Genomic DNA, 25593 nt, shown 5'->3' on the forward strand with positions numbered 1-25593 from the left:
GATGTTTGCCCCTGTAGATGGTGTCATCTCTAAACTTTCTGTCGAGCTGGGAGATCGTATCCTTGGTACAGCACAAATGGCCGGTACTGAGATCATGCGCATTTCCAACCTGTCTACCATGGAAGTTAACGTCGATGTAAATGAGAACGACATTAACCGTGTTAACGTAAATGACAAGGCCTCCATAGAAGTTGACGCCTTTGCCGATAAAAAGTTCAAAGGCATTGTAACGGAGATCGCAAGTTCTTCAAAAGATGTAGGTACTGCGGTTTCTACTGACCAGGTGACCAACTTTAACGTGAAGGTGCGTATCCTTGCCGACTCTTACAGCAACGTAAAAGAAGGTGCCAAAGACCTTCCTTCACCGTTCAGGCCGGGGCTGAGTGCTACTGTTGATATCGAAAGCGAATCCGTAAAAGGCTTGTCCATTCCAATTCAATCGGTATTTACAGACGGTGGTAAAAGTGCACCGGGAACTGAAGGTAATAACGCCAATGCAGATCAGCAAAAATCCAAGCTAACGGATAAAACGGTTAAACAATACGTTTACGTATATAAGAGCGACGGTACGATAAAAAAGGCTGAAGTGACCACAGGCATTCAGAACAACCAGTATATCATCATCAAGTCCGGCCTTAAGGCAGGTCAGGAAGTAGTGACAGGTCCATACTCCGCAATCCAGAACCGTTTAAAGGACGGCGTCAAAGTAGAAAAAACAACTAAAGATCAATTGTTTGCGGCACCGAAATAAAAAGTGACGGCCTCAGTCGTTTTAAATAAGTAAATTGCCCTGGTTTAAAACAAAGACCGGGGTTTTTATTTAATTGCTATGGTACCTAAAATTGCAATGATAGGGGGTGGTAGCTGGGCTACTGCGATCATCAAGATGCTTTCAGACAATTTTACTTCAAAAGAGATCTACTGGTGGATGCGCAATGCTGAAGCAATCACTCATCTTCAGAAGTACAAACATAACCCCAATTACCTAAGCTCAGTCGAGATCAGGATTCCGGAGGAAAACATTTCCGGCGATCTGGTGCAGATCATCGGTGCCGCAGATTATGTCATACTAAATGTACCGGCAGCTTTCTTAAAGGAGACCCTGCAGGGCATTACGGCCGATCAGCTTAGCGGGAAGAAGATCATATCGGCCATCAAAGGCATCGTACCTGACGAAAATATGATCATCGGAGAGTTTCTAAATGAAAAATACAATATTCCCCTGGAGGACATCGTAGTGATCAGCGGTCCCTGCCATGCCGAGGAGGTTGCTCTGGAAAAATTATCATATCTGACCATTGCCTCAATAGATACAGAACTGGGCACTTCATTTGCCAACCTGGTAAATACCAGGTACATCAAAACCAACGTATCTGATGATATTTTTGGAACGGAATATGCGGCTGTACTGAAGAATATTTATGCTGTCGCCAGTGGAATTTGTCATGGCGTTGGCTACGGGGATAATTTCCAGGCTGTACTGATCTCTAATGCGATCCGGGAAATCAGCAGGTTTGTAGACGTTGTACATCCGATCTCCAGAGACATTAAGGAATCTGCCTATCTTGGTGACCTGCTCGTTACCGCTTACTCGCAGTTCAGCCGTAACCGTACCTTTGGAAATATGATCGGCAAGGGCTATACCGTTAAATCAGCGCAGCTGGAAATGAACATGATCGCAGAAGGATATTATGCGGTAAACTGTATGCATTACATCAATAAAAAATATAAAGTAGACATGCCGATCAGCAGAGCTGTATATGCCATTTTATATGAAAAGCACTCCCCGCATATAGAAATGCGCCTGCTTACCGAACAATTGAACTAGAACAAAAGCAGGAACAAAAAAGCCCTTCAGCAATTTGCTAAAGGGCTTTTTTATATATAGCTATGCTTAAGATCTGCGTCTTCTGTCGCTGCCGCTGCTTTCGCGTCTTCCGCTGCCGCCTGCACTTGCACCACGGTCCTCACGGCTTCTTCCAGAGAAATCCCTGAATCCGCCACCGTTTCCGCCTTTAGCGCCACCATAGCTTTTACGCTCGCCGCCGCCACTTCTTCCGCCGCCGCTATAGCCACCGCCGCCACTTCTTCTCTCGCCACCGCCAAAGCCGCCGCGACTGCGTCCGCCGCCGTCACCTTCAGCTGTTTTTTCTATCCTTACTCCGCGATTGTTAAATTCAACACCCTTGAAGTTGTTCAGCAAAGAGTCAGCGGTGTCATCCATTACTTCGATGAAAGAATAGACACCTTTTAAATCAATTTTACCAACTGCTTTTCCGCTGATCTTTCCGTTGTTGCAAACAAAAGACAACAGATCGCCCCTGGTGAAGTCATCCACAGATCCCAGGTTGATGAAAAACCTGGTATACCCTTCACTTCCTCTTGATGGTCTGTCGCCACGTTCTCCGCGTTCACCACGCTCACCGCGTTCTCCTCTGTCATCAGCAGTAGAGTTCAGGTCAGGCGCATTTTTATAATACTCAAGGAACCTGTTGAATTCTAAAGATGCAAAGCGTTTGATCACTTCATCTTTGCTCAACTCAGCAAACTCATCCATGATCCGCGGCATATACTGCTCGATCTGAGCTTCATTAACCTCTACATTATGAACCTTATGTACCAAAGCAAACAATTGTTTCTCGCAAACATCAAAACCGGTAGGCAGATCAGCTTTTGTAAACTTCTTGCCAATGATCCTTTCAATCTGACGGATCTTACCAATCTCTTTAGAGTTGACGATACAGATGGAAATACCGGTTTTTCCGGCGCGGCCTGTACGGCCACTACGGTGAGTATAACTTTCAATCTCATCAGGCAGAGAATAGTTGATCACGTGCGTCACGTTATTTACGTCAATACCACGTGCTGCTACGTCTGTAGCGATCAGCAACTGCATATGGCGGTCGCGAAAACGCTGCATTACCTTGTCGCGCTGCTGCTGGGAAAGATCTCCGTGCAGTGCATCGGCATTGTAACCATCTTTGATCAGATGCTCGGCCACATCCTGGGTATCCAGTTTGGTCTTGCAAAATACCACCGCAAAGATCTCAGGGTTGAAATCCACAATACGTTTTAAAGCAGCGTATTTATCTCTTGCACGTACCGTATAGTACTCATGCTCAATATTTACGTTACCGGCATTTTTTGTTCCCATGGTCAGCTCAACCGGCGATTCCATGTAATTTTTGGCTATCCTTCTTACCTCAGGAGGCATAGTAGCGGAGAATAACCATGTTTTTTTATCGTCAGGAGTTGTAGACAAGATGTCATTGATGTCCTCCTGGAAGCCCATGTTGAGCATTTCATCGGCTTCGTCAAGTACTACATATTTCACGTTGGTGAAATCTATAGCCTTACGGCCAATAATGTCCAGCATGCGGCCCGGTGTAGCCACTACTATTTGTACACCGATTCTAATTTCACGCAGCTGCTGCATAATGTTTGCGCCACCGTATACGGCAACTACATTTGCACCAGAGATGTTTTTTGAGAAATTCTTGATGTCGCTGGTAATCTGCAAGCAAAGCTCTCTTGTCGGGCATAGAATCAGTGCCTGCGGCTTATTGCTTTTAAAGTCTATCAATTCTAACAGAGGTAAACCGAATGCGGCTGTCTTTCCTGTTCCTGTTTGGGCCAAACCAACAAAATCGTTATTGCCCTCTAACAGTACAGGAATACTTTGTTCCTGAATAGGAGTAGGCGTTTCGAAACCTAAATCCTTTACGGCATTAACAACGTCATCACTTATCCCCAATTTACTAAATGGGTTTGTCATGTAATATAATTTATTAAGCCGCAAAGGTAAGCTTAATAATTGGTATTTTACAGAAGCGTAACTAAATAAAAATGAGGGGCTTAATTATCTGAGTCTGTCAGCAGATTTCAGTAATTGTTCGTCTTTGCGGATACCGCGCAGTGCAAGTGCACAAAACAGCACAGCTAAAACAGGCAGAAATGCACCAATACCATAAGACGCACTGGCAATACCGCCGGGTATTTTTTGCGCATAATTGAAGATCCAGTAAGACAGCGAGATGATGAGCACCATCGCCGCTATGATGATGCGTTTTTGCGCCGTCCTGTTCCTGAAGGCAAATATGGAAATGAAACAGATCAGCCCGACCGCGGCGGCGGAAATATAAAGCGGACTGAATGACTCCACTTTTATCGCAGTTTCGTTGGTTTTTTGATACAATCCGGTGACCATGATCCAAAATTCCGAACCGTTGACCTGGTTGCTAACGACTGGCAACAGCAATAATAAAAATATAGTGAGGCTTGCTAGAAATAGCCATACAGACTGAACTCGTTGTATCATATCAATTCCATAATTTTAACAAAGATATTAAAAGGCAGAAACTAAGCAATCTAAAAACAGATTAAGAATATTAGATTTGTAAGATTGAACATGCAGCGTTATTTTATTGAATTGTCTTATAATGGCACCGCCTACCATGGCTGGCAGATACAGCCCAATGCGCTGACCGTGCAGGAATGCCTGGACAAAGCATTATCGGTATATTTCAGACAGCCGGTGAGTACAGTAGGTTGCGGCAGGACCGATACAGGGGTTCACGCTACCCAGTTTTACGCGCATTTTGATCTGGTTCCGGCTGATGAAGAACAGTCAGCAATGAAAACTGCGGCTCCTCAAAAATGGGTTGCGGGGATCAATTCACTATTGCCCTACGAAATTGCTGTAAAGCGTATTTTTGAAGTTGCCACCAACGTCCATGCCAGGTTTGACGCCACTGAGCGGGCCTATCATTACCATCTGCACTTCCACAAAGATCCTTTTAAACTGGACCGGTCATGGCTGTATAAGGGTACACTAGATCTGAAAGCAATGAATGAAGCCGCAGCTTTGCTGCCTGGTTATGCGGATTTTTCCTGCTTCAGTAAATCCAATACCCAGACATTTACCAACAATTGCAGCATCACGGAGGCTTTTTTTGAAACCGCTGACAACGGATTGCAATTTACTATACGGGCAGACCGGTTTCTGCGGAACATGGTGCGTGCAATAGTCGGCACACTGGTAAGAATTGGCAAAAATGAAATTACCTTAGCACAGTTTAAAGAAATTATAGAAAGTAAGGACCGCAGTAATGCCGGGCAGTCAGTGCCGGCCTGTGGCCTGTACCTGGTCAGCGTAAGCTATCCATTTGTAAAATAAATATGTCGAAAGTAACAGGAGATGCGATCAATGTAGGTTTGTTGAGAAGAGTTTTTCAATACGTAAAGCCCTACCGCAATATCTTCGCCTGGGCTGTCGTGCTGACAATTTTGCTGGCGCTGATCGCTCCGGCCCGGCCCTTTCTGATCCAGTATACACTGGACAATTACATCATGAAGGACAATTATTCAGGCCTGCTCTCCATGACGGTGATCATGCTGCTGCTGCTTGTATTGCAGACCGGGATACAATTCAGCCATACCCTGCTGACCAATACCATCGGACAGTCAGCGGTGCGCGACCTCAGGATCAATGTATTCAATCACATCACCCGGCTCAGGTTAAAGTATTTTGACAATACCCCTATAGGGCAACTCATCACAAGGACGGTATCGGATCTGGAAACTATAGCGGAAATTTTTTCTGAAGGCCTGATCGTCATCATCGGAGACATCCTCATGGTGATCGTCATCATTGGCGTCATGGTCTATAAGGACTGGGCCCTTACACTCGTCGTACTGCTGCCCATGCCGTTACTGATCATCGCCACCTCGGTCTTTCAAAAAGCGATAAAATCAGCTTTCCAGGAAATCAGGACAGAAGTATCCAATCTGAATACCTATTTACAGGAGCACATTACAGGTGTTTCCATCATTCAGTATTTCGCAAGGGAAGAACAGGAATATAAAAAATTTGTAAAGATCAATGCCCGTTACCGCGATGCGAATATCCGGTCCAACTGGTACTATTCCATATTTTTTCCTGTTGTAGAGATCATCTCGGCCATGTCACTCGGTTTGCTGATCTGGTACGGATCAAGGAGTATTTTAGCCAAGCCACTGGAAGTCACACCAGGAACAATTGCTGAATTTATCCTCTATATCAGTATGCTGTTTCGTCCAATCCGGGAGCTTGCAGATAAGTTTAACACCCTTCAGATGGGGATGGTTGGTGCTGAGCGCGTGTTTAAGGTGCTGGATACAAACGAAGTTACAGAAAATAAAGGCGTCTTTGCCCCGGATAAAATGACGGGACAGATCTCTTTTCAGCAGGTTTGGTTTGCTTATAACGAGGAGAATTACGTGCTGAAAAACATCTCTTTTGAAGTGGAAGCCGGAAAAACGATTGCTTTGGTCGGTGCCACGGGTGCAGGAAAGTCTTCGACGATCAATATTTTGAACCGCTTTTATGAAATTCAAAAAGGAGACATTAAAATAGACGGAGTAAGGATTCAGGACTATGAGCTCAGTTACCTGCGCGGCAATATAGCAACGGTACTCCAGGATGTTTTTCTTTTTTCAGATACCATTTTCAACAACATTACTTTAAATAACCCGGAGATCACCATGGAAGAGGTGGTGGACGCAGCGATAAAAGTTGGCGCCCATGATTTTATCGAAAGATTGCCAGGAGGTTATCAGTACAATGTAATGGAACGGGGAGCTACCTTATCGGCCGGTCAGGCGCAACTGATCTCGTTCATTCGTGCGCTGGTGTACAATCCTTCTATTCTGGTACTAGACGAAGCTACCTCATCGGTAGATACGGAAACCGAAATGCTGATCCAAAGAGCGATAGAGAACCTGATGCAGGACAGAACTTCTATCGTCATCGCCCACCGCCTGTCTACCATTCAAAAAGCCGATAAGATCCTGGTGCTGGATAAAGGCGAGATCAAAGAAATGGGTACGCATCAGCAATTGCTGAAACTGGACGGGTATTACAAACGTCTTTACGATCTCCAGTTCAACTCGACCGGCATTACTACGATTTAATTCCCTGCTTCTGCCCTGCTTTATGCCAGTCTTCTCCGTCCTTCCTCACTATATATCCGTGAGGTGGTCACGTGAACCCTGCAAAAGTGTTGAAAGGCCTGGGGGGTCATGCAACCCCCTAGCAACCCCCTAGCAGAGGTTGAGAAGAAGTCATGAAGATTTAGCAACAGATGCCTTTGACATCAGAAACAAAAAGGATGGTAATGGTATTGATCGTAATTTCAGCTGCTCAGGACATAAGATTTCCGCTCACAGTCAAAGCAGCGATATCTCTTTATGGGAAGCCAAAACAACAGGGTCTTCACAATGACTGGACGTCTGACACGTTCTTCAAGGTGGCCCGTTTTACATTTAGGGCATTTTCTTTTTTCTTCCATAGGCGTATAGGATAATCATTTAAATATGGCCGATCCTATTTAAACGCCTAAGTGGTACTTTAATTATTTCTTTTTCGACTTTTACGCAAATGCATGATCTCATCAAACTGAACCTTCGCAACCGGGTATTCCCGGAGGTCTTGCTGTACCTGCTGTACTTTTTTCAGTTTAGTGTTCTCCGAATTTGGGGCAGATGCATAAAAATCCAGGTATATTTTGCAGTTGTCACGCAGTTCTTCCAGCTTGTCAAACTGTTCGATCTGGTTATAAAAGGCGTCGTCGTTTTCAGGTGGTAAAATTGCTTTTTGCAAAAGGATCTTCAAATACAGAAGCTCAGGCTCTGTTTTTTTACTCCTCTTTTCTGCCGCTTTCAGTTTGGCCAGAGCCTGCTGATACTTTCCCTGCTCATAGTCCGTGAGGATATCGTCCAGACCCTGCAATGCAGGTTTTTTTTGTGCGTGGCAGGACAAGGTCAAAAAAAATAAGGCGGATGTCAGGATCAAAAAATACTTCACGGCTCTGGATGCCAATGATAATGCAAAAAACAGAGAAATCATATTATAATAAAAAATCAGTATTATCGTCCGATGAAATCTATTTTTTCAAATCTCACGTTCCAGGTGCTGACCGCTATTGTGCTTGGTATACTTGTTGGTGCTTTCTTCCCGGGCTTTGCGCCGCATGCCAAACTGATCAGCCAGAGTTTTATCAATATGATCAGCATGCTGATCGCTCCGATCATCTTCCTGACCATTGTACTGGGTATAGCCCATATGGGTGATATGAAAAAAGTAGGCCGGGTAGGCGGCAAGGCATTGCTTTATTTTGAGATCGTAACAACCGCTGCTATTGTCATCGGCATGCTCGTGGCGAATTTATTAAAACCAGGTGCGGGCATTCAGACAGCCGAAGGCGATGTCAGCAAGATCAAAACCTATACCGATCAGGCGGGCAGCATCAACTGGGTAGAATTCCTCACACACATTATTCCTCACAATATTTTTGAGTCTTTTGCTACAGGTGACATTCTGCAGATCCTGTTCTTTGCGATCTTGTTTGGCTATGGGCTCAATAAAATGGGAGAAAAGGGCGCATCTCTATTGAGTACATTCGATAAGATCTCTAAAGTTTTCTTTAACATCATGAAAGTGGTAATGCGCCTGGCACCCCTTGGCGCATTCGGAGGGATGGCCTATAGCGTGGGCACTTATGGGTTAAAGACGCTGCTGCCTATGGCCAAACTGATGGGATCGGTATACCTGACCTGCTTTCTTTTTATTTTTGTCGTACTCAACGGCATTTGCCGTTATTATAAGTTTAGCCTGTGGAAATATTTAAAATATATCCGCCAGGAAATCCTCATCGTACTGGGAACTTCTTCTTCCGAATCTGTGCTGCCCAGTATGATGCAAAAAATGGAAGCCATCGGCTGCAAAAAATCGGTTGTGGGTCTGGTGATTCCTACCGGGTACTCTTTCAATCTTGACGGTACGGCCATTTACCTTTCTATGGCGGTTATTTTTCTCTGTCAGGTTTTCAATGTCAACCTGTCGCTGGGGCAGCAGGTCAGTGTGCTTGCGGTATTGATGGTTACCTCCAAAGGTGCCGCGGGAGTGACAGGAAGCGGGTTTATTGTACTGGCGTCTACTTTAACGGCGTTGAAGATCATGCCGGTAGAGCACATTGCCATCTTGCTCGGCGTAGACCGGTTCATGTCTGAGGCCCGGGCCATTACCAATATGATCGGCAACGGGATCGCAACCATTGTGATCGCGAAGAGTGAAAATGAATTTGATGAGCAAAAATACCTGCTGGCTACAAGTCCCCTGGCTATCGAAAAAGCGGAAGAGGATGTTTAGCTGAAAATCATTAAATTGCTCTATGAAATTAATTGCTCTTTGTGTTTTTCTGTTGTTGTTTTGTGCCGTTCGCGCACTGCCGCAGGATATCGCGCAAATATTTCAGGCCAGGGAGAACTGGAAATTCTTTGAGGAGAGTACAGCCATGAGTAAGGTGATCGTCTGCGCCGAAGATCAATCGGTATGGGCATTGTCTGATGCCAGCGAGGTTTATTGTAAATTGAGCAGCGAAGCGTCATTTACCAAGTATGGACCTGCAAATGGCCTGATTGTAAAAGACCTCGCCGGCTACAATGCCAATGAAATGTATTTTCTGGCTGGGGGTAAGCTGTACGAATCTGAAAATATGGGCCCGGTTTCTGAAATCACTCTTCCGTTTGCAAGTCAGGTCAACAATATTGCAGTGGTCAATGCCTCAAGGAACGTTTACCTTGAAGGCTATCATGGCAAGCGGGACTGGCTGGCCGTAGCCGCAAACGCAGTTGTGTATTCCCTGTTCAGGGACAACGATACATTTGGGTCATTTTCTCCTATAAGTACCGCTGTGACCACAGGAGAATGCAGAATTACGAATGCGGGATTTAAGTCGCTTGATTTTCAATATAAGTATCCGCCTTCCAATCCATGTTTTGGGGCAGTTGAACATGTTTATTTCAATAAAGTAGGGTCTTCACAAACAGAGACTATTTTACCTGATCAGGATCCTGTATACAGCGGTAATGTAAACTGCACTTATTTTGAAGCGCCTTTTAATCTGGCCAAGGATGGCAATGCGGGACTTGATTATTGGGGGACTGATAAAGGCTTATTTGTCAAGACTTCGGGGGGCTGCGGGCTGGGTGAGGTGAGAAAGAAACTGGATGTTAAAATAAATGATCTCGAAGAACTGAATTTCTTCAGGGACTTTTTTAATGATAAAATAATGCTGGCGGCGGCGGCTGATGGCCTTTATTACACATCGAGTTCCTTTTTCCCTGAGGGGGGAACTCTTGAACTGGATAGAATCGGATTTACCAAGCATTATGACTTCGACGTTGGTGTGAATAGCATTGCAGTAGAAGTAAATGGCTTTGAAAGTGAAAGAAAGTTCCTTTGTCAGTCTGCAGTTTGGCTGGCTACTGCCAAAGGAATAGTCAAAATTCCAATGGTCCCTGCATCAAAAAACATTGCAAAAGATTTCATTGGTAAATACGGTCCGCTGGTTTCTGTTGACGCAGGACTGAGGCCTTATTATTGTGTGAGCAACGGAGAGAAGTATACATTCACAGTGAATCTTCCTGATAATAACGCTGGCGATTATACTATACAGTGGCTTTGGCATCGTCAAAATTATTTTGAGCGGACGGAACTTCCAGGTACGGCGGGAATGAACCCTAAAGAATTCAATTCTGGAGGGGAGTACGGGGCTCGGATCATGTCACCCTGCGGAGAACGTATCGATATAGGTGGTTTCTGGCTGCGGGATCCGGCCCCTGTGACTGTAGATTTTAACTATAACGATGTTGAGCCCCTGTATGAGGGCTGCACCTTTACGTTTACAGCGAAGGCTGGCAATCAGTATAAATGGGAGAAGGATCATGTGGAACAGAGCGAAAAGACAAATGTTTTCGTGGCGACCGCCCCTGGTATATATCAGTTGTTTTACATGGACGAGTGTTCGCGGGATTTTGTTCCCTTGCCGCCCGTAAAACTAGAGGGAATTGCTGTGGCTGATCCCGTCATTACACGCAGCAACAACCTGTCGCTTTGCCACGGGGAGACGGTAACATTGAGTGTGGATGATCCCGGAATACCCGGAGTAACCTATAAATGGCAAAGGAATGGGATTCCGATTTCAGGTGAGGTCTCCCGGGAGATTGAGGTAGATCAGCCTGGTAATTACGATGCTACCCTGGTACCTAGTGAAGGCTGCCCCGGTAAGCGGAGCGCAACCGCAGTGGTGGTGATCAATGAGGAGCTTAAACTTACGCCGCCGCCAGAAGTTCAAATTTGTACGATAAGGGCACAGCGCTTAAAATTAACAGCACCCGCAGGATTTGCTAAATATACCTGGGACGGGGTAGAGGGGATCAACCCGGTTTTGGAAGTGACCGGGCCGGGCCAATATACCCTGGATGTGGAAGATGCCAGTGGCTGCAAGGCCAGTACTTTATATGTGGTGGTGCCTTACTGCGCACCGCCCGTGCCACCCAATGTTTTCAGTCCGAATGGAGACGGCATTAATGACTTCTGGACTGTAGGCGGCCTGGAGGATGATCCGAACGCAAAAATACACATCTATAACCGTTTTGGTGTAAGTGTGTTTGACGGTTCGGCGAAGCAGCCCTCCTGGAATGGTAAGCTCAGGGGAACTGATGTTCCCGACGGGACATATTACTACGTCGTCATTAAAAGTTCAGCTAAGCCCATAACCGGTTCACTTGTGCTGATTCGGTAATCCTGCTGACATTTGTTTCCTGCTGCGGCCGGGGTTTTGAAACTGTTTTTTAATTTGTATTTTGCGCGGGAAACCAAATCAATCCCACAAACAGGTATGCCCGGTCATCCGGTCAGCAGCAATCGAAAGGCAGAGACGGGAATTTGTAAATAATAACAATGGAACAGCTAAAGGAGCAGGTAGAACGCATGCTGCCGCTTATTGAAAGCGATAAAGTATCGAAATCTGATATAGAACAGGTAATCAGCCGGGTGCGCGATGCGATTAAGCAGAACCCCTCCGGCGGAAAGGACCTTGGGCAGTTAATTGTCCGGATCAATGGCGCTTTAAAGGCCCGGGTGCCGGATGTGGATATCAAATGGGTGCCCGCAGAAAATGGACATCTGGCAATCGGGCATAAACCAGGCGGTAAAATGTCATTTGAAGGGATGAAGAAAGCCGGCACCACTGTGGTGCTTACACTGCTTCATGAAAATGAAGGCGCCCGCCAGATCGGGAGTATGCTGGAGAAGGTGGACATCGGCTGGGTCTGGTTTCCTTTTTCGGCATCAAATCCGCATAGTGCTGATGATACAGCAGAAGTTTTTGCGCTGTATGAACAACTAAAGCGCATGCTGCGGGCCGGGAATAAAATATATGTACATTGTTCGGCAGGGATCCATAGAACAGGAATGATCACTTACGGGCTGTTGAGATATCTTGGAAAAGAAAGTAAGGAAGCCAGACAAACCCTTCGGGAGTTAAGAGAGGTTACTGCAGATCAGGTGGGGGACGAGCGTTTACTCTGGGGAAATCAATTTATAATAAACATATGAAAAATGCCATCTGGATATCGATAATTTCGTGTTTCATTTTTTTAAGCTGCGGAAATCTAAAACAAAGCGCAGGTACATCAGACAATGATAAAGGCACGTGGAAAAAACTGTTTAACGGAAAGGACATCAGCGACTGGTTCGTGAAGATCCATCACCATGAGGTGGGGGAGAATTACGGCAATACTTTTAGGGTGGAAGATGGGATCATCAAGATCAGGTATGATCAGTACGGTGATTTTAACGACCAGTTTGGGCATTTGTATTATAAAACTCCCTATTCTTATTATCACCTGAAATTTGAATACCGTTTTGTGGGCAAGCTTCAGAAAGGAGCGCCGGGATATACGCTGCTAAACAGCGGGGTAATGTTCCATTCGCAGGATCCCAGGACGATGCTTAAAGAACAGGACTGGCCGATATCCATTGAAATGCAGCTTTTGGCCGGACTCGGCGACGGAAAGCCAAGGCCAACCGGCAATATGTGCTCGCCAGGAACTGATGTGATCTATAAAGGGAGGATCTCGCCTGATCATTGTATCAATTCGACTTCCAAAACTTATGACGGTGAGCAATGGGTAAGAGGGGAACTGATCGTTTTGGGTGACTCACTGATCACCCACATCATCAATGGTGATACGGTATTGCAATATTCAAAACCACAAATAGGCGGCGGGGTAGCCAATGGCTTTGATCCCAAGTACAAACAGGATGGTAAATTGCTGAGCAGCGGTTTTATTGCGCTGCAAAGTGAGGGTCAGCCTGTGGACTTCAAAAACATTGAAATTAAACAGCTTCGTCGACAATAACAGTAACGTCCTTGTCCAGTTTAACGGTATGAAGTACTTTGGTCTTTTCACTGTATACGACGATTCTGTTCTCGTCCAGGTATTGAACAAGTCTGTATGGTGCTGAATTTTGAAAGAACCTCCATTGGGTATAAAACTGATCCGCGGGTTTTTTTTCTGCGGGCAGGAAAGTGACAAAGATCTCTACTGCGGTTATGCTGTCTATGAAGAAGCGCTCGCTCTTCATCAATACTTTTTGGGCGGCTGCGCTGTTCTTAAACTCTTCGATAGCGATCTCCCGGATAGCTGATGCAGACTTGCTCGGATTCCGGTCAATGGTGTCTACGATGAGGTTGTTTACCTCATTCCTGGTTTTCAGGTAAATGCCATTTCCTGTTTGCAATATTCTGAAGTATATTTTTAGCGGTTTCATTTGTATTTGGAGGTTATATAAATGTGAGTTACAAATATTATATTTAATTCATGAATAAAAACAGGTTAGAAGCATTTAGTGATGGCGTGCTGGCCATCATCATTACAATTATGGTTTTGGAGCTGAAGGTTCCTCATGACAGCTCGCTTCATGCTTTGCTGGAACTTGCCCCGGTATTTATGAGCTATGTACTGAGTTTCATTTATGTCGGGATTTACTGGAACAACCATCATCACATGCTGCAGCTGGTGAAAAAGGTCAATGGGAAGGTGTTGTGGGCAAATCTGTACCTGCTGTTCTGGCTTTCACTGTTTCCTTTCGCCACCGCCTGGATGGGTGAAAATCACTTTGAAACGTTACCGGTGGTGGTTTATGGTTGTGTCATGTTCATGGCCGCAATGGCTTATTTTATTTTAGAACGGACGCTGGTCAGCTTGCATGGGCCTGATTCAGACTTTTCTTCTGCCTTTAAAGGACATGTTAAAGACATCATTTCGACCCTGATCTACCTGGCTGCAATTGGCGGTAGTTTTATTAGTCCGCTGATCGGGATTGCATGCTATGTTTTGGTTGCGGTGATCTGGTTTATACCCGACAGGAGAGTAGAGAAAAAGATTTGAAAAAAGTTCTTTTTTAATGGCGGGAGAGACTTAGGTATAATTGTTTTTAAAAACAATTATACCTAAGTTTGCACAAAAATTAAAGATACATGAGTGTTTTAGTAAATAAGGATTCAAAAGTTATTGTTCAGGGCTTTACGGGTAATGAGGGTTCATACCACGCTGCTCAGATGATTGAGTACGGGACAAACGTTGTAGGTGGTGTAACACCCGGAAAAGGCGGCCAGACTCATTTGGAAAGACCGGTGTTTAATACTGTAAAGGATGCGGTTGACACAGCCGGCGCTAATGTATCTATCATATTTGTTCCTCCTGCATTTGCAGCTGATGCCATCATGGAAGCAGCCGAAGCAGGCATCAAGGTTATTGTTTGTATTACTGAAGGTATTCCTACCAAGGATATGATTCAGGTTAAAGAATATATTTCAGATAAAGACTGCCGTTTAATAGGTCCTAACTGTCCGGGCATCATTACTGCTGACGAGGCTAAAATTGGTATCATGCCGGGCTTTATCTTCAAAAAAGGTACCGTAGGCGTGGTGTCTAAATCTGGCACCCTTACTTATGAAGCAGTAGACCAGGTCGTAAAGGCGGGTCTGGGCATTACTACAGCAATTGGCATTGGCGGTGATCCGATCATCGGGACGACCACGAAGGAAGCTGTGGAGTTGCTCATGAATGATCCTGAAACTAAGGGCATCATTATGATCGGCGAGATAGGCGGGGGCATGGAAGCCGAAGCTGCGCGCTGGATCAAAGAAAACGGCACTAAACCTGTTGTTGGTTTTATCGCAGGCCAGACTGCTCCGGCCGGACGCAGAATGGGTCACGCGGGTGCGATCGTTGGTGGTGCTGATGATACTGCCGCGGCTAAAATGAAAATTATGGCCGAGTGCGGTATAACTGTAGTGGAAAGCCCTGCGGAGATCGGTGAAGCGATGGCCAGGTTGTTAAAATAAGAATAAGATCTTCTTGTATAAACTGAAAGCTCTGATGAAACTTGTTTCATTGGAGCTTTTCTATTTTTTGTGCGCTGTAGAATGACATTATTATTACTTCCTGATGAAACTACCGGGCGCAGGGCTGCGTATATTTAATAAATAATAACAGAAAAAGATGAGATTGACCGGTAAAACATTTATGCTGGGCGCTTTGTTAGCCATAACGGGCCTTATGGCCTGTGCCCAACAGCCTAAACAAGAAGATCCAAAAAAAACAACAGGTAATATGGAATGGAATAAATTAACAAAAGAAGAAGAGGATGTGATCGTGCGCAAAGGCACTGAATATCCCGGAACAGGGAAGTTACTCAATAATAAAGAGAACGGTACTTATGTTTGCCGCCGTTGCAATGCGCCGCTATACCGCTCAGATTCTAAGTTTGATTCACATTGCGGCTGGCCTAGTTTCGACGATGAGATCAAGGGAGCTGTGATCAGGATCCCGGACGCTGACGGATCCCGTACGGAGATTGTTTGCGCAAACTGTAAAGCCCATCTGGGACACGTTTTTATTGGTGAAGGGTTTACAAATAAAAATACACGTCACTGCGTAAACTCAATTTCCATGAGTTTTGTGCCTGATAAGAAATAATTTAATCAGTAATGACATTGTCATAATGCCCGATGATAACTTGTCGGGCATTGTTTGTTTATAAGAGTTGAGTTTGCTTATGTTTGCAGCATTCACCAACTAAAGTAAATATATGAAGTATTGTTTATTATTATGCGGGATGCTGATATCTTCTTTGGCTTTCAGCCAAGATAAACCTGAAAAAGAAAGCACCAACGAACTTTCAGGGAATATGACAAAAGCTAAAAATTATGCGTTAGATGTGATCAATAAAACATCGCAAATATTTTCTGAAACGGTTTATGCAACTTATTATGCCAACAAGTTTGAAGGCCGGAGAACGACCAGCGGCGTGCGTTACCGGGGAAAGAAATTGACTGCAGCACACCTGACCCTTCCATTTGGAACGATAGTGACTGTGACTAATCCTGATAATGGCCGTTCCGTAGATGTGGAGATCAATGACCGGGGCCCGCATTCCAAAAAATTTAAAATCGATGTTTCCGCCGCTGCCGCAAAAGCCCTTGGTTTTTATGGAAAAGGAGTGGCCCAGCTGGAAATCAGCTATCTCACTGAAGAGGAATAATTCGCTAACTTTCCTGCGCTCAAAGTCAGTTTTTTTAAATTATTAACAATTGTTTTTTTTCAGTACCCCCTAAAAAAGAAATAATTAGCTTTTTTGCTGACAGATTCTGACGTTAAATTGATGTTATCAGCGTGTGAAACCCACAGCGTGTTAACAACTTTGTTCTACAAAAAATGCTGCTTACTTTATATTTGTTTTAGTAAGATTCTTTAATAAATCACACACAGATTTTTAGTTAAAGGTTTAATATTTAGTTGCTTAAGGTTGTCTGAGGATTTCATGTCTTTTTAATCTTGTCATTAGGTATTGGTTTCCTCGGCTACTGGATTTATTAAGGGCTTCTTAAGTTCAATACATCATTTACCATAGTTAAACAGAGGCTTATGCAAGAAGAAGAATTATTATTGAAGGAAAACAAAGACCGCTTTGTTCTTTTGCCGATTAAATACCCTGCGATCTGGGAAATGTATAAGAAAAGTGAAGCCAGCTTCTGGACTGCAGAAGAGATCGATCTTTCAGATGACCAGAAGCACTGGGACAATTTGAATGATGGCGAAAGACATTTTATTTCTCACATTCTTGCCTTCTTCTCTGCCAGTGACGGTATTGTAAATGAGAATCTCGCGGTAAACTTTATGAGTGAGGTACAACTGCCTGAGGCACGCTGTTTTTATGGTTTTCAGATCATGATGGAGAACATCCATTCAGAAACCTATGCATTGCTTATTGATACCTATATCAAAGATCCTGATGAAAAAGACAGGTTGTTTCATGCGATAGAGACCGTTCCGTGTGTAAAGAAAAAAGCAGAATGGGCTTTGCGCTGGATCGAAGGCGGTAACTTTGCGGAACGCCTGGTAGCTTTTGCTGCGGTAGAAGGTATTTTCTTCAGCGGAAGCTTCTGTTCCATTTTCTGGTTGAAAAAACGCGGTTTAATGCCGGGTCTGACCTTTAGTAATGAACTGATCTCGAGAGATGAAGGTTCTCACTGTGAATTTGCCTGTCTGCTGTACAGCATGCTGCAAAATAAATTGACTGAAAAAGCGGTTCACGACATCATTAAAGATGCTGTGGAAATAGAAAAAGAGTTCATTACTGACGCACTGCCTGTGGCACTGATCGGAATGAATGCAAAGTTAATGTCGCAATATATTGAATTTGTGGCCGACAGGTGGCTGCAGGAACTCGGTTACAGCAAAATATATAATGCAAGTAATCCGTTTGATTTTATGGAGATGATCTCGTTGCAGGGAAAAACCAACTTCTTTGAAAAAAGAGTGGGTGACTATCAGAAAAGCGGCGTGCTGACCTCTACTGAAGATAAGGCTTCGGCTTTCTCTCTCGATGATGATTTTTAAAATGGTCTTGATATTTACTGCTAAAGAAAAATAAATAAAAAACAATTAGTTGTCGCCTGGGGTAACATTGAGATTCAACGCTTTGTCTGGATACTTACTACCTGATACTGACTACTAATTAACTATTAATCCTAATACCTAGAAAATATGTTTGTATTAAAAAGAGATGGCCGCAAAGAGGCGGTTAGATTTGACAAGATAACCGCTCGGATCGAGAAGTTATGTTATGGTTTCAACCCTGAACTTGTAGATCCGATAGATGTTGCCAAAAAGGTGATTGAAGGTCTGTATGATGGAGTAACCACATCAGAACTCGATAATCTTGCCGCGGAAACTGCTGCCTCTTTAACCACCAAGCATCCGGATTATGCACTGCTGGCTTCGCGTATAGCGGTATCAAACCTGCATAAAAATACAACCAAGTCTTTCTCTAAGACGATGGAGATGCTGTACAATTATATCGATTCTAAAACAGACAAGCCTGCTTCACTGATCGCTGATGATGTGTGGGAAGTGATCAGGGAGAATGCAGACCTGCTAGACAGCACCATTATTTATGACAGGGATTTTGGTTTTGACTATTTTGGTTTCAAAACGTTGGAGAAATCTTATTTACTGAAAGTCGAGGGACAGATCGTAGAGCGTCCTCAGCATTTGTTCATGCGTGTGGCGGTAGGGATTCATAAAGGTGATATTGACAGTGCCATAGCTACTTATAACCTGATGAGCGAGCGCTGGTTCACCCATGCTACGCCAACCCTGTTTAATGCGGCTACTCCTAAGCCCCAAATGTCGTCATGTTTCCTGCTGACCATGCAGGATGACAGTATTGAAGGTATTTACGATACTTTGAAACAAACGGCTAAGATTTCGCAAAGTGCGGGGGGTATTGGCCTGAGCATTCACAATATCCGCGCTACAGGTTCTTATATTGGTGGCACCAATGGAACAAGCAACGGTATAGTGCCGATGCTGAAAGTATTTAATGACACTGCCCGCTATGTAGATCAGGGTGGTGGCAAGCGTAAAGGTGCTTTTGCGATTTACCTGGAGCCATGGCATGCCGATGTATTGAGTTTTCTTGACCTGCGTAAAAACCATGGTAAGGAAGAATTGCGCGCACGTGACCTGTTCTATGCACTTTGGGTATGTGACCTGTTTATGAGAAGAGTAGAAGAGAATGGCGACTGGAGCCTGTTCTGTCCACACGAAGCTCCTGGTCTTGCAGATTGCTTCGGTGAGGAATTTGATGCTTTATATGAGCGTTATGAAAAAGAAGGCAGGGCACGCAAAACCATTAAAGCACAGGAATTGTGGTTTGCAATATTGGATTCGCAGATTGAAACCGGTACTCCTTACCTGTTGTATAAGGATGCTGCCAACAGCAAGTCTAACCAGCAGAACCTGGGAACGATTAAAAGTTCCAACCTGTGTACCGAGATTATCGAGTATACTTCTAAAGATGAGGTTGCGGTGTGTAACCTGGCTTCTTTAGCTTTGCCAAGATTTGTGATCAACGGTGAGTTTGACCACCAAAAATTATATGATGTAACGTATCAGGCTACTTTAAACCTGAACAAAATTATCGATTATAACTATTATCCTGTAGAAGAGGCGAGAAATTCCAACATGCGCCACAGACCGGTTGGTTTGGGTGTGCAGGGATTGGCGGATGCGTTCATTTTGATGCGCCTGCCTTTTGAAAGTGAAGGTGCGCGTATTTTGAATATAGAGATTTTTGAAACGATCTATTTTGCGGCAATGACTGCTTCACATGATCTTGCAGTTAAAAACGGCCCTTACCAGACCTTTAAAGGTTCTCCGCTATCTCAGGGTAAATTCCAGTTTGACCTTTGGAATGTAAAACCGGCGAGCAAACGCTGGGACTGGGAAACCTTACGTGAGAAAGTGGTTAAAGATGGTGTATACAATTCATTGCTGGTCGCTCCGATGCCTACTGCATCGACTTCTCAGATCCTTGGAAATAATGAATGCTTTGAGCCGTACACTTCTAACATTTATACCAGAAGGGTACTAAGCGGAGAGTTCATCGTAGTCAACAAACATTTGTTGAAAGACCTGGTAGCTTTAGGCCTGTGGACCCCTGCTATGAAAGACAGGATCATTTTAGCCAATGGTTCTATCCAGGACATCGCTGAGATCCCTGATTATATCAAGGAACTGTACAAAACAGTTTGGGAGATCAAGATGCGCAGCATTATCGATATGGCTGCTGACAGGGGTGCTTACATCTGCCAGTCGCAATCGCTAAACCTGTTCATCAATGCCCCGAATACATCAAAACTGACTTCGATGCACTTCTATGCATGGAAAAAAGGATTGAAAACAGGTATGTATTACCTGCGTACGCAGGCTGCTTCTCAGGCTGTGAAATTTACAGTAGAAAACCAGGCCGGTAAAAATATGGAACCAGTAATTCCTGCGCACATTGAACAGGCACAGGCTGCTGAGGAGATCATAGAAGGCCCGGTATGCAGCATGGAAGATGGATGCATCAGCTGCTCCGGCTAATACGGAATGAGATTTTGAGACCTCAAAATTTATAATAACAAGGCGGTCCCGATATATATCGGGACCGCCTTGTTATTTAATCTATTGGACAATTTTTAGCCATCGCATGACAAAAGGGGCAAAACAGGTGTCATAAAACATTGTACCTTTGTATTAATGGCTAAACATGAGATCATACCCTGCGAACGTTGCGGCACACCGATAGAGTGTAAGGCAAATGCATACACCAAATGTCAGTGCAGTGTGGTGCAGCTCGATCTGAATGAAGTCCAGTATATCAGCGAGCTTTATGATGGATGCCTGTGTGCCAGGTGCTTGTTTGAACTGCAGCAGGAATACAGGGATGTCGTTTCTTCCTGAGCCTATCTTTCTTTTTTTTACTAACTTTGCGCCGAATTATTTGTTGACAAAGCATGGCAAAAGTACAAGTTGGATTGGTGCAGATGAGCTGTACCAGTAATAAGCAGGAAAATTTAGATAAAGCGATTGTGAAAATCAGAGAAGCTGCAGCAAAAGGGGCGCAGATTGTGTGTTTGCAGGAACTTTTTACTTCTCTGTATTTTTGTGATGTTGAAGATTATGCAAACTTTGACCTGGCTGAGGCTATTCCCGGCCCCTCTACAGATGCTTTACAGGTGGTAGCAAAAGAATTGGGTGTGGTGATCATCGCTTCGTTGTTTGAAAAGCGTACAGCGGGACTATATCACAATACTACTGCCGTTTTAGATGCTGATGGCACTTATTTAGGCAAGTACCGTAAAATGCACATTCCGGATGATCCGGCTTTTTATGAGAAATTTTACTTTACCCCAGGCGACCTGGGTTATAAGGTGTTCCAAACCAAATTTGCCAAAATCGGTATCCTGATCTGCTGGGACCAATGGTATCCCGAAGCTTCGCGCATTACGGCGTTGATGGGTGCGGAAATTATGTTTTACCCAACAGCAATTGGCTGGGCAACAGACCAGGATGAGGAAACAAATAAAGATCAGTACAATGCCTGGCAAATCATTCAGCGATCGCATGCAGTAGCAAACGGAGTGCCGGTGGTAAGTGTAAACCGTGTTGGTTTTGAACAGGATGGCGCAATGAAATTCTGGGGCGGGAGCTTTGTCACAAATGCCCAGGGAAGAATCCTGTATTTAGGCGCTCATGATCAGGAAGAAACTGAAGTTGTAGCGCTTGATTTAGCGGAATCTGACTTCTTCCGCAAGCACTGGCCTTTTTTAAGGGACCGCAGGATAGACTCTTATCAGCCGATCACCAAAAGGTTTATTGACGAAGATTAAGATTTAAAGATGTCATCATTTAACGAAGTAATATTTAACAGCAGTCCCAAAAAGAATGGCTACAGTTTTCCGGCTGAATGGGTAAAACATGAAGCGACATGGTTAACCTGGCCGCATAAGGAAGCCTCATGGCCAGGGAAAATGGAAACCATCTATACGCCTTACTGTCAGTTTATAAAGGCAATAGCTGAAGGCGAGAAGGTTAGGATTAATGTCAACGATGAGGAAACCAGGTCGTTCGCGATTTCAGAATTGAAAAAAGCAGGCGCTGACATGGACCAGATCGAATTTTACTTTAACGCCAGCAATGATGCCTGGTGCAGGGACCATGGTCCGGCATTTTTATTGAACACTGCAGGCACAAAAAAAGCGATCGTCGACTGGGATTATAACGCATGGGGAGGTAAATATCCGCCTTATGATCTCGATGATGTGATCCCAACCAAGATTGGGGAACACTTTAATCTGCCGGTATACAATCCCGGGATCATTATGGAAGGCGGATCGGTGGAATTTAACGGAGCCGGTACAATACTGACCACAACTGCCTGCTTACTGAATGAGAACAGAAATCCTGAACTGACGAAGGAGCAGATTGAGCATTACCTGCTGGAATTTTATGGAGCTGAACAGGTACTGTGGCTCGGCGATGGTATAGTGGGTGATGATACTGACGGACACATTGATGACATCACCAGATTTGTGAACAAGGATACGGTACTGACGGTGGTCGAAAGTAATCCGCTGGATGAGAACTATCTCCTGCTGCAGGAAAATCTGGAAACTTTAAAAAGCCTGAGGCTATTGGATGGCAAACCGCTGAATATCGTTCAGCTGCCAATGCCCTCACCTGTGATCCATGAAGATACCCGCCTGCCTGCCTCTTATGCTAATTTTTATATCGCAAATTCGGCTGTAATTGTACCGACATTCAGGGATGTGAACGATGAAAAAGCTTTGGAGATCATAAGAGGTGTATTCCAGGACAGAAAAGTTGTGGGAATCGACTCTACAGATATCATTTGGGGTCTTGGCAGTTTTCACTGCCTGAGCCAGCAGGAACCTGCGATTTAGGATTGAATGATTCAATTCGTATCTTAACGCTATAATTAAAAAAAAACATTCAATCAAACATAATTACAGATGAAGTTATTAGAAGGAAAAACGGCATTGATTACAGGTGCATCTAAAGGAATTGGCCGTAAGATCGCCGAGAAATTTGCAGAACAAGGTGCCAATGTGGCTTTTACTTATTTGTCCTCAATAGAAAAGGGGCAGGCTTTAGAACAGGAACTGCAAAGTTTTGGGACTCAGGTGAAGGGCTACCGTTCTGATGCGTCTAAATTTGAGGAAGCTGAGAAACTGATCAATGACATTGTGGCTGATTTTGGAACGGTTGATATTGTAGTGAACAATGCGGGGATTACCAAAGACGGATTGCTGATGCGCATGACGGAAGAAAACTGGGACGAGGTCATCAATGTAAATCTGAAGTCGGTTTTTAATGTGACCAAGGCGGTTTCCAAGGTGATGATGAAGGCGCGCAAAGGTTCTATCATCAATATGAGTTCTGTAGTTGGTGTACAGGGCAACGCCGGGCAGGCCAACTATGCCGCATCCAAAGCAGGTATCATCGGGTTCTCCAAATCGGTGGCAAAGGAACTAGGCTCACGGAATATCCGTACCAATGTGGTTGCTCCCGGATTTATCCGCACAGAAATGACTGATGTACTGGATCCTAAGGTTGTCAAAGGATGGGAAGAGGGGATTCCTTTGAAAAGAGCCGGGGAAACAGAAGATGTTGCTAATGTTTGTGTATTTCTTGCATCAGATATGAGCGCTTATGTAACCGGACAGGTGTTGTCTGTGTGCGGCGGCATGCTGTAGCAAATGATGAGCGATTCTTTTACAATATATACTTTACTCGTCCTTTCCGGATGTTTGCTGACAGGCCTGCTTTTTGCATGGCTGCTGTATCGGGGTACTGAGCACCTCGATAAAAGATTGCGCTACTGCCTTGCCGCTGCGCGGGTCATCGTTGTAGCCGGGATCGGGTTTTTGCTGTTCTTTCCGCTGGTAAGAAGGGTGTCCTACAATCTGGAAAAGCCCATCATTGTAATTGGCCAGGACAATTCTCTGTCTGTTGGGGGCATTAAACCCCCGGGATTTGATGAAAAGCAATACCAGGACGACTTGCAGAGACTCGCAGATCAGCTGGCCAAATCCTATGAGGTCAAGGTCTATAATTTTAGTGATGGTGTGAGAAACGGCTTTGACTTTGGGAACAAAGGTAAACTGACCAATGGTTTTCAGTTCATAGACCGTCTCAATGATGAACTGCTGAATCGTAATGTCGGGGCGGTGATCCTGGCTTCTGACGGGATCTTTAATCGTGGGGGCAGTCCTCTTTACGATATTAATAAACTAAAAGCACCGGTCTATACCATTGCACTTGGAGACACAGTGCCAAAAAAAGATGGGCTCATTGCCAATGTCAACCACAATAGTCTTGTGTACCTGGACAATGAATTTACAATGGAAATCCAGGTTCAGGCATTTGAAAGTAAAGGAGAGTCAACCCGGCTTACTGTCACGGAAAATGAAAGACAGGTGTATGAAAATAACATAGAGGTGACATCCGATGCTTTTGTGCAGCATGTACAGGTCAAACTGAAGGCTTCTAAGCTTGGTATTCAGAGATATACAGTACGTCTAAGCCCTCTTAGAAATGAGATCTCTGAGCGAAATAATATACAGCAAGTCTTTATTGATGTGATCGACGCCCGTCAGAAAGTACTGATAGCGGCTGCGGGACCCCATCCGGATATCGCCGCTTTGAAAGAAGCGATAACTTTAAACAAATATTACGACCTTAAAGTTGCCCTGGGGGATGAATTGAATGGTCTGAATGTGAATGACTACAGCCTTGTCATTTTATATCAATTGCCGGGGCTGCAGGGAGAAGGAAATGCCTTCCTGGGCAAGGTACAGCAAAGCAGCGCAGCGGTATGGTATATTCTGGGTGCGCAAAGTAACCTTTATGCGTTCAATCAAATGCAGAAACAGGTAAATTATAACGGGAACTCTGCTACACTGCAGGATGTCTTTAGCTATGCTGATCCGAATTTTACGGCTTTTGACCTGAATCCGCTGGCTGCCAAAATTATAGAGGACTTAGACCCCTTACAATCTCCGTTTGGAAAAGTAACAGTTGCAGCAAATGCCGCGGTGGCTTTGAGCCAGCGGATCGGCAAGATCAGGACGGGCGTACCATTGTTGTTTTTCGTAAATGACAACGGACGTAAAAGCGGGTACCTGATTGGTGAAGGAATGTGGAGGTGGCGCCTGTCCGAGGCGCAGCAGGATCAGCCGGCAGGGGTGTTTAACGGCCTGTTCTCCAACACCGTTCAATACCTGGCAGTAAAGGACGATAAAAGAAAATTTAAGGTTTATACTTCCAAAAATACTTTTGACGAAAATGAAAATGTGCTGATCAATGCAGTATTGTACAACGACAGTTATGAGGCCGTAAATACGCCCGATGTGAGTATACAGCTGAAGAATACAGAAGGAAAGATTTATAATTTTTTGTTTTCCAGAACTGAATCCGCGTATCAGCTGGATGCGGGAACACTGCCTGCTGGCAATTATACTTTTGCAGCCTCAACTGTGCTTGGTGATAAAAAACATAGCGCCCGGGGTTTGTTTTATGTAAATGCATTGAATGCGGAATACCAGCAGACTTTAGCCAATCACCAGCTGCTCAACAGTATGTCTGCGCAAACCAACGGCAAGATGTACATGCCAGGGGATTTGCTGAGTATTGTGAAAGACATCGCCGGCAACGAGCAAATTAAAACATTGAGCTATGAAGACCGCAAATATGAGGAATTGATTAACTTTAAGTGGTTGTTTGCATTGATCCTTGCACTGCTGACCCTGGAATGGTTTTTTAGGAAAAGAAACGGCGAAATTTAAC

The 25593-nt window shown here is 44.5% G+C and carries 23 protein-coding genes; 19 read left to right on the forward strand and 4 right to left on the reverse strand.

The features are described from left to right. Positions 1–751, forward strand: a 751-nt coding sequence (locus tag VK541_RS03390; RefSeq protein WP_324366925.1) for an efflux RND transporter periplasmic adaptor subunit, incomplete at its 5' end; no start/stop codon positions are given. 78 nt (positions 752–829) lie between these two features. Beyond that, the gene (locus VK541_RS03395) at positions 830–1828 is read left to right on the forward strand and encodes an NAD(P)H-dependent glycerol-3-phosphate dehydrogenase (protein ID WP_324366927.1); all 999 of its coding nucleotides are present in this window, start codon (positions 830–832) and stop codon (positions 1826–1828) included. Positions 1829–1894: 66 nt separating this feature from the next. On the opposite strand, the gene VK541_RS03400 is transcribed toward VK541_RS03395, so the two are convergent. Both VK541_RS03400 and VK541_RS03405 read right to left on the reverse strand, forming a co-directional pair. After that, positions 1895–3775, reverse strand: a complete 1881-nt coding sequence (locus VK541_RS03400) for a DEAD/DEAH box helicase (RefSeq protein WP_324366930.1) — start codon at positions 3773–3775, stop codon at positions 1895–1897. Between the two features lie 84 nt (positions 3776–3859). Next, entirely contained in the window at positions 3860–4318 is a 459-nt protein-coding gene (locus VK541_RS03405) for a DUF4293 domain-containing protein (protein ID WP_324366932.1), read from the reverse strand. Between the two features lie 90 nt (positions 4319–4408). Here VK541_RS03405 and truA point away from each other — a divergent pair, with 90 nt between their 5' ends. Continuing rightward, entirely contained in the window at positions 4409–5176 is a 768-nt protein-coding gene (gene truA / locus VK541_RS03410) for a tRNA pseudouridine(38-40) synthase TruA (RefSeq protein ID WP_324366934.1), read from the forward strand. A 2-nt stretch (positions 5177–5178) separates the two neighbouring features. Continuing rightward, the gene (locus VK541_RS03415; protein WP_324366936.1) at positions 5179–6951 is read left to right on the forward strand and encodes an ABC transporter ATP-binding protein; all 1773 of its coding nucleotides are present in this window, start codon (positions 5179–5181) and stop codon (positions 6949–6951) included. 436 nt (positions 6952–7387) lie between these two features. Here VK541_RS03415 and VK541_RS03420 read toward each other — a convergent pair whose 3' ends face one another. Further along, complete coding sequence (locus VK541_RS03420) at positions 7388–7858, reverse strand: hypothetical protein (protein WP_324366938.1); 471 nt, start codon at positions 7856–7858, stop codon at positions 7388–7390. Positions 7859–7915: 57 nt separating this feature from the next. On the opposite strand from VK541_RS03420, the gene VK541_RS03425 reads away from it, so the two are divergent. From VK541_RS03425 to VK541_RS03440, 4 genes are all read left to right on the forward strand, one after another. Continuing rightward, entirely contained in the window at positions 7916–9187 is a 1272-nt protein-coding gene (locus VK541_RS03425) for a dicarboxylate/amino acid:cation symporter (RefSeq protein ID WP_324366940.1), read from the forward strand. A gap of 22 nt (positions 9188–9209) precedes the next feature. Beyond that, entirely contained in the window at positions 9210–11624 is a 2415-nt protein-coding gene (locus VK541_RS03430; protein ID WP_324366942.1) for a gliding motility-associated C-terminal domain-containing protein, read from the forward strand. Positions 11625–11782: 158 nt separating this feature from the next. After that, complete coding sequence (locus VK541_RS03435; RefSeq protein WP_324366944.1) at positions 11783–12439, forward strand: hypothetical protein; 657 nt, start codon at positions 11783–11785, stop codon at positions 12437–12439. After that, complete coding sequence (locus VK541_RS03440; protein WP_324366946.1) at positions 12436–13245, forward strand: DUF1080 domain-containing protein; 810 nt, start codon at positions 12436–12438, stop codon at positions 13243–13245. The genes VK541_RS03435 and VK541_RS03440 overlap by 4 nt, the downstream gene beginning before the upstream one ends. Here the strand turns inward: VK541_RS03440 and VK541_RS03445 are convergent. Then, positions 13223–13657 carry a hypothetical protein gene (locus VK541_RS03445; RefSeq protein ID WP_324366948.1) on the reverse strand — a complete coding sequence of 145 codons (435 nt, stop codon included), beginning with the start codon at positions 13655–13657 and terminating at the stop codon, positions 13223–13225. The two genes, VK541_RS03440 and VK541_RS03445, sit on opposite strands and share 23 nt — an antisense overlap. Positions 13658–13707: 50 nt before the next feature. Between VK541_RS03445 and VK541_RS03450 the strand changes: the two genes are divergently transcribed. The 11 genes from VK541_RS03450 (at position 13708) to VK541_RS03500 (ending at position 25592) form a co-directional block, all read left to right on the forward strand. Further along, a complete protein-coding gene (locus VK541_RS03450) occupies positions 13708–14277 on the forward strand; it encodes a TMEM175 family protein (RefSeq protein ID WP_324366950.1) in 570 nt (189 codons plus the stop codon). 89 nt (positions 14278–14366) lie between these two features. Then, entirely contained in the window at positions 14367–15236 is an 870-nt protein-coding gene (gene sucD, locus VK541_RS03455; protein WP_324366952.1) for a succinate--CoA ligase subunit alpha, read from the forward strand. 157 nt (positions 15237–15393) lie between these two features. After that, a complete protein-coding gene (locus tag VK541_RS03460; RefSeq protein WP_324366954.1) occupies positions 15394–15870 on the forward strand; it encodes a methionine-R-sulfoxide reductase in 477 nt (158 codons plus the stop codon). 112 nt (positions 15871–15982) lie between these two features. Beyond that, positions 15983–16435 carry a septal ring lytic transglycosylase RlpA family protein gene (locus tag VK541_RS03465; RefSeq protein WP_324366956.1) on the forward strand — a complete coding sequence of 151 codons (453 nt, stop codon included), beginning with the start codon at positions 15983–15985 and terminating at the stop codon, positions 16433–16435. A 383-nt stretch (positions 16436–16818) separates the two neighbouring features. Then, on the forward strand, positions 16819–17793 hold the full coding sequence (locus VK541_RS03470; protein WP_324366957.1) for a ribonucleoside-diphosphate reductase small subunit: 975 nt from the start codon (positions 16819–16821) through the stop codon (positions 17791–17793). 147 nt (positions 17794–17940) lie between these two features. Beyond that, the gene (locus tag VK541_RS03475) at positions 17941–20325 is read left to right on the forward strand and encodes a ribonucleoside-diphosphate reductase subunit alpha (RefSeq protein ID WP_324366959.1); all 2385 of its coding nucleotides are present in this window, start codon (positions 17941–17943) and stop codon (positions 20323–20325) included. Positions 20326–20481: 156 nt separating this feature from the next. Then, positions 20482–20685, forward strand: a complete 204-nt coding sequence (locus tag VK541_RS03480; RefSeq protein ID WP_324366961.1) for a cysteine-rich CWC family protein — start codon at positions 20482–20484, stop codon at positions 20683–20685. 53 nt (positions 20686–20738) lie between these two features. Further along, the gene (locus tag VK541_RS03485; protein WP_324366963.1) at positions 20739–21614 is read left to right on the forward strand and encodes a carbon-nitrogen hydrolase; all 876 of its coding nucleotides are present in this window, start codon (positions 20739–20741) and stop codon (positions 21612–21614) included. Between the two features lie 9 nt (positions 21615–21623). Beyond that, positions 21624–22688: an agmatine deiminase family protein gene (locus VK541_RS03490; RefSeq protein WP_324366965.1), complete on the forward strand. Its 1065-nt coding sequence runs from the start codon at positions 21624–21626 to the stop codon at positions 22686–22688. A 69-nt stretch (positions 22689–22757) separates the two neighbouring features. Further along, complete coding sequence (gene fabG / locus VK541_RS03495) at positions 22758–23501, forward strand: 3-oxoacyl-[acyl-carrier-protein] reductase (protein WP_324366967.1); 744 nt, start codon at positions 22758–22760, stop codon at positions 23499–23501. A gap of 3 nt (positions 23502–23504) precedes the next feature. After that, on the forward strand, positions 23505–25592 hold the full coding sequence (locus tag VK541_RS03500) for a hypothetical protein (protein ID WP_324366969.1): 2088 nt from the start codon (positions 23505–23507) through the stop codon (positions 25590–25592). The last annotated feature ends 1 nt before the right edge of the window (position 25593 follow it).

Origin of the sequence: Pedobacter sp., from assembly GCF_035317785.1 — a bacterium.
In the GTDB taxonomy this organism is placed as follows: Bacteria; Bacteroidota; Bacteroidia; order Sphingobacteriales; family Sphingobacteriaceae; genus Pedobacter.

What these genes read in the sequence shown, in the direction of transcription:
- fabG (WP_324366967.1), top strand. Translation starts at nt 22,758, where the DNA reads ATGAAGTTATTAGAAGGAAAAACGGCATTGATTACAGGTGCATCTAAA.
- VK541_RS03465 (WP_324366956.1), top strand. Translation starts at nt 15,983, where the DNA reads ATGAAGTATTGTTTATTATTATGCGGGATGCTGATATCTTCTTTGGCT.
- VK541_RS03400 (WP_324366930.1), bottom strand. Translation starts at nt 3,775, where the DNA reads ATGACAAACCCATTTAGTAAATTGGGGATAAGTGATGACGTTGTTAAT.
- VK541_RS03405 (WP_324366932.1), bottom strand. Translation starts at nt 4,318, where the DNA reads ATGATACAACGAGTTCAGTCTGTATGGCTATTTCTAGCAAGCCTCACT.
- VK541_RS03470 (WP_324366957.1), top strand. Translation starts at nt 16,819, where the DNA reads ATGCAAGAAGAAGAATTATTATTGAAGGAAAACAAAGACCGCTTTGTT.
- VK541_RS03430 (WP_324366942.1), top strand. Translation starts at nt 9,210, where the DNA reads ATGAAATTAATTGCTCTTTGTGTTTTTCTGTTGTTGTTTTGTGCCGTT.
- sucD (WP_324366952.1), top strand. Translation starts at nt 14,367, where the DNA reads ATGAGTGTTTTAGTAAATAAGGATTCAAAAGTTATTGTTCAGGGCTTT.
- truA (WP_324366934.1), top strand. Translation starts at nt 4,409, where the DNA reads ATGCAGCGTTATTTTATTGAATTGTCTTATAATGGCACCGCCTACCAT.
- VK541_RS03440 (WP_324366946.1), top strand. Translation starts at nt 12,436, where the DNA reads ATGAAAAATGCCATCTGGATATCGATAATTTCGTGTTTCATTTTTTTA.
- VK541_RS03480 (WP_324366961.1), top strand. Translation starts at nt 20,482, where the DNA reads ATGGCTAAACATGAGATCATACCCTGCGAACGTTGCGGCACACCGATA.
- VK541_RS03445 (WP_324366948.1), bottom strand. Translation starts at nt 13,657, where the DNA reads ATGAAACCGCTAAAAATATACTTCAGAATATTGCAAACAGGAAATGGC.
- VK541_RS03500 (WP_324366969.1), top strand. Translation starts at nt 23,505, where the DNA reads ATGATGAGCGATTCTTTTACAATATATACTTTACTCGTCCTTTCCGGA.
- VK541_RS03395 (WP_324366927.1), top strand. Translation starts at nt 830, where the DNA reads ATGGTACCTAAAATTGCAATGATAGGGGGTGGTAGCTGGGCTACTGCG.
- VK541_RS03490 (WP_324366965.1), top strand. Translation starts at nt 21,624, where the DNA reads ATGTCATCATTTAACGAAGTAATATTTAACAGCAGTCCCAAAAAGAAT.
- VK541_RS03435 (WP_324366944.1), top strand. Translation starts at nt 11,783, where the DNA reads ATGGAACAGCTAAAGGAGCAGGTAGAACGCATGCTGCCGCTTATTGAA.
- VK541_RS03425 (WP_324366940.1), top strand. Translation starts at nt 7,916, where the DNA reads ATGAAATCTATTTTTTCAAATCTCACGTTCCAGGTGCTGACCGCTATT.
- VK541_RS03450 (WP_324366950.1), top strand. Translation starts at nt 13,708, where the DNA reads ATGAATAAAAACAGGTTAGAAGCATTTAGTGATGGCGTGCTGGCCATC.
- VK541_RS03415 (WP_324366936.1), top strand. Translation starts at nt 5,179, where the DNA reads ATGTCGAAAGTAACAGGAGATGCGATCAATGTAGGTTTGTTGAGAAGA.
- VK541_RS03460 (WP_324366954.1), top strand. Translation starts at nt 15,394, where the DNA reads ATGAGATTGACCGGTAAAACATTTATGCTGGGCGCTTTGTTAGCCATA.
- VK541_RS03475 (WP_324366959.1), top strand. Translation starts at nt 17,941, where the DNA reads ATGTTTGTATTAAAAAGAGATGGCCGCAAAGAGGCGGTTAGATTTGAC.
- VK541_RS03485 (WP_324366963.1), top strand. Translation starts at nt 20,739, where the DNA reads ATGGCAAAAGTACAAGTTGGATTGGTGCAGATGAGCTGTACCAGTAAT.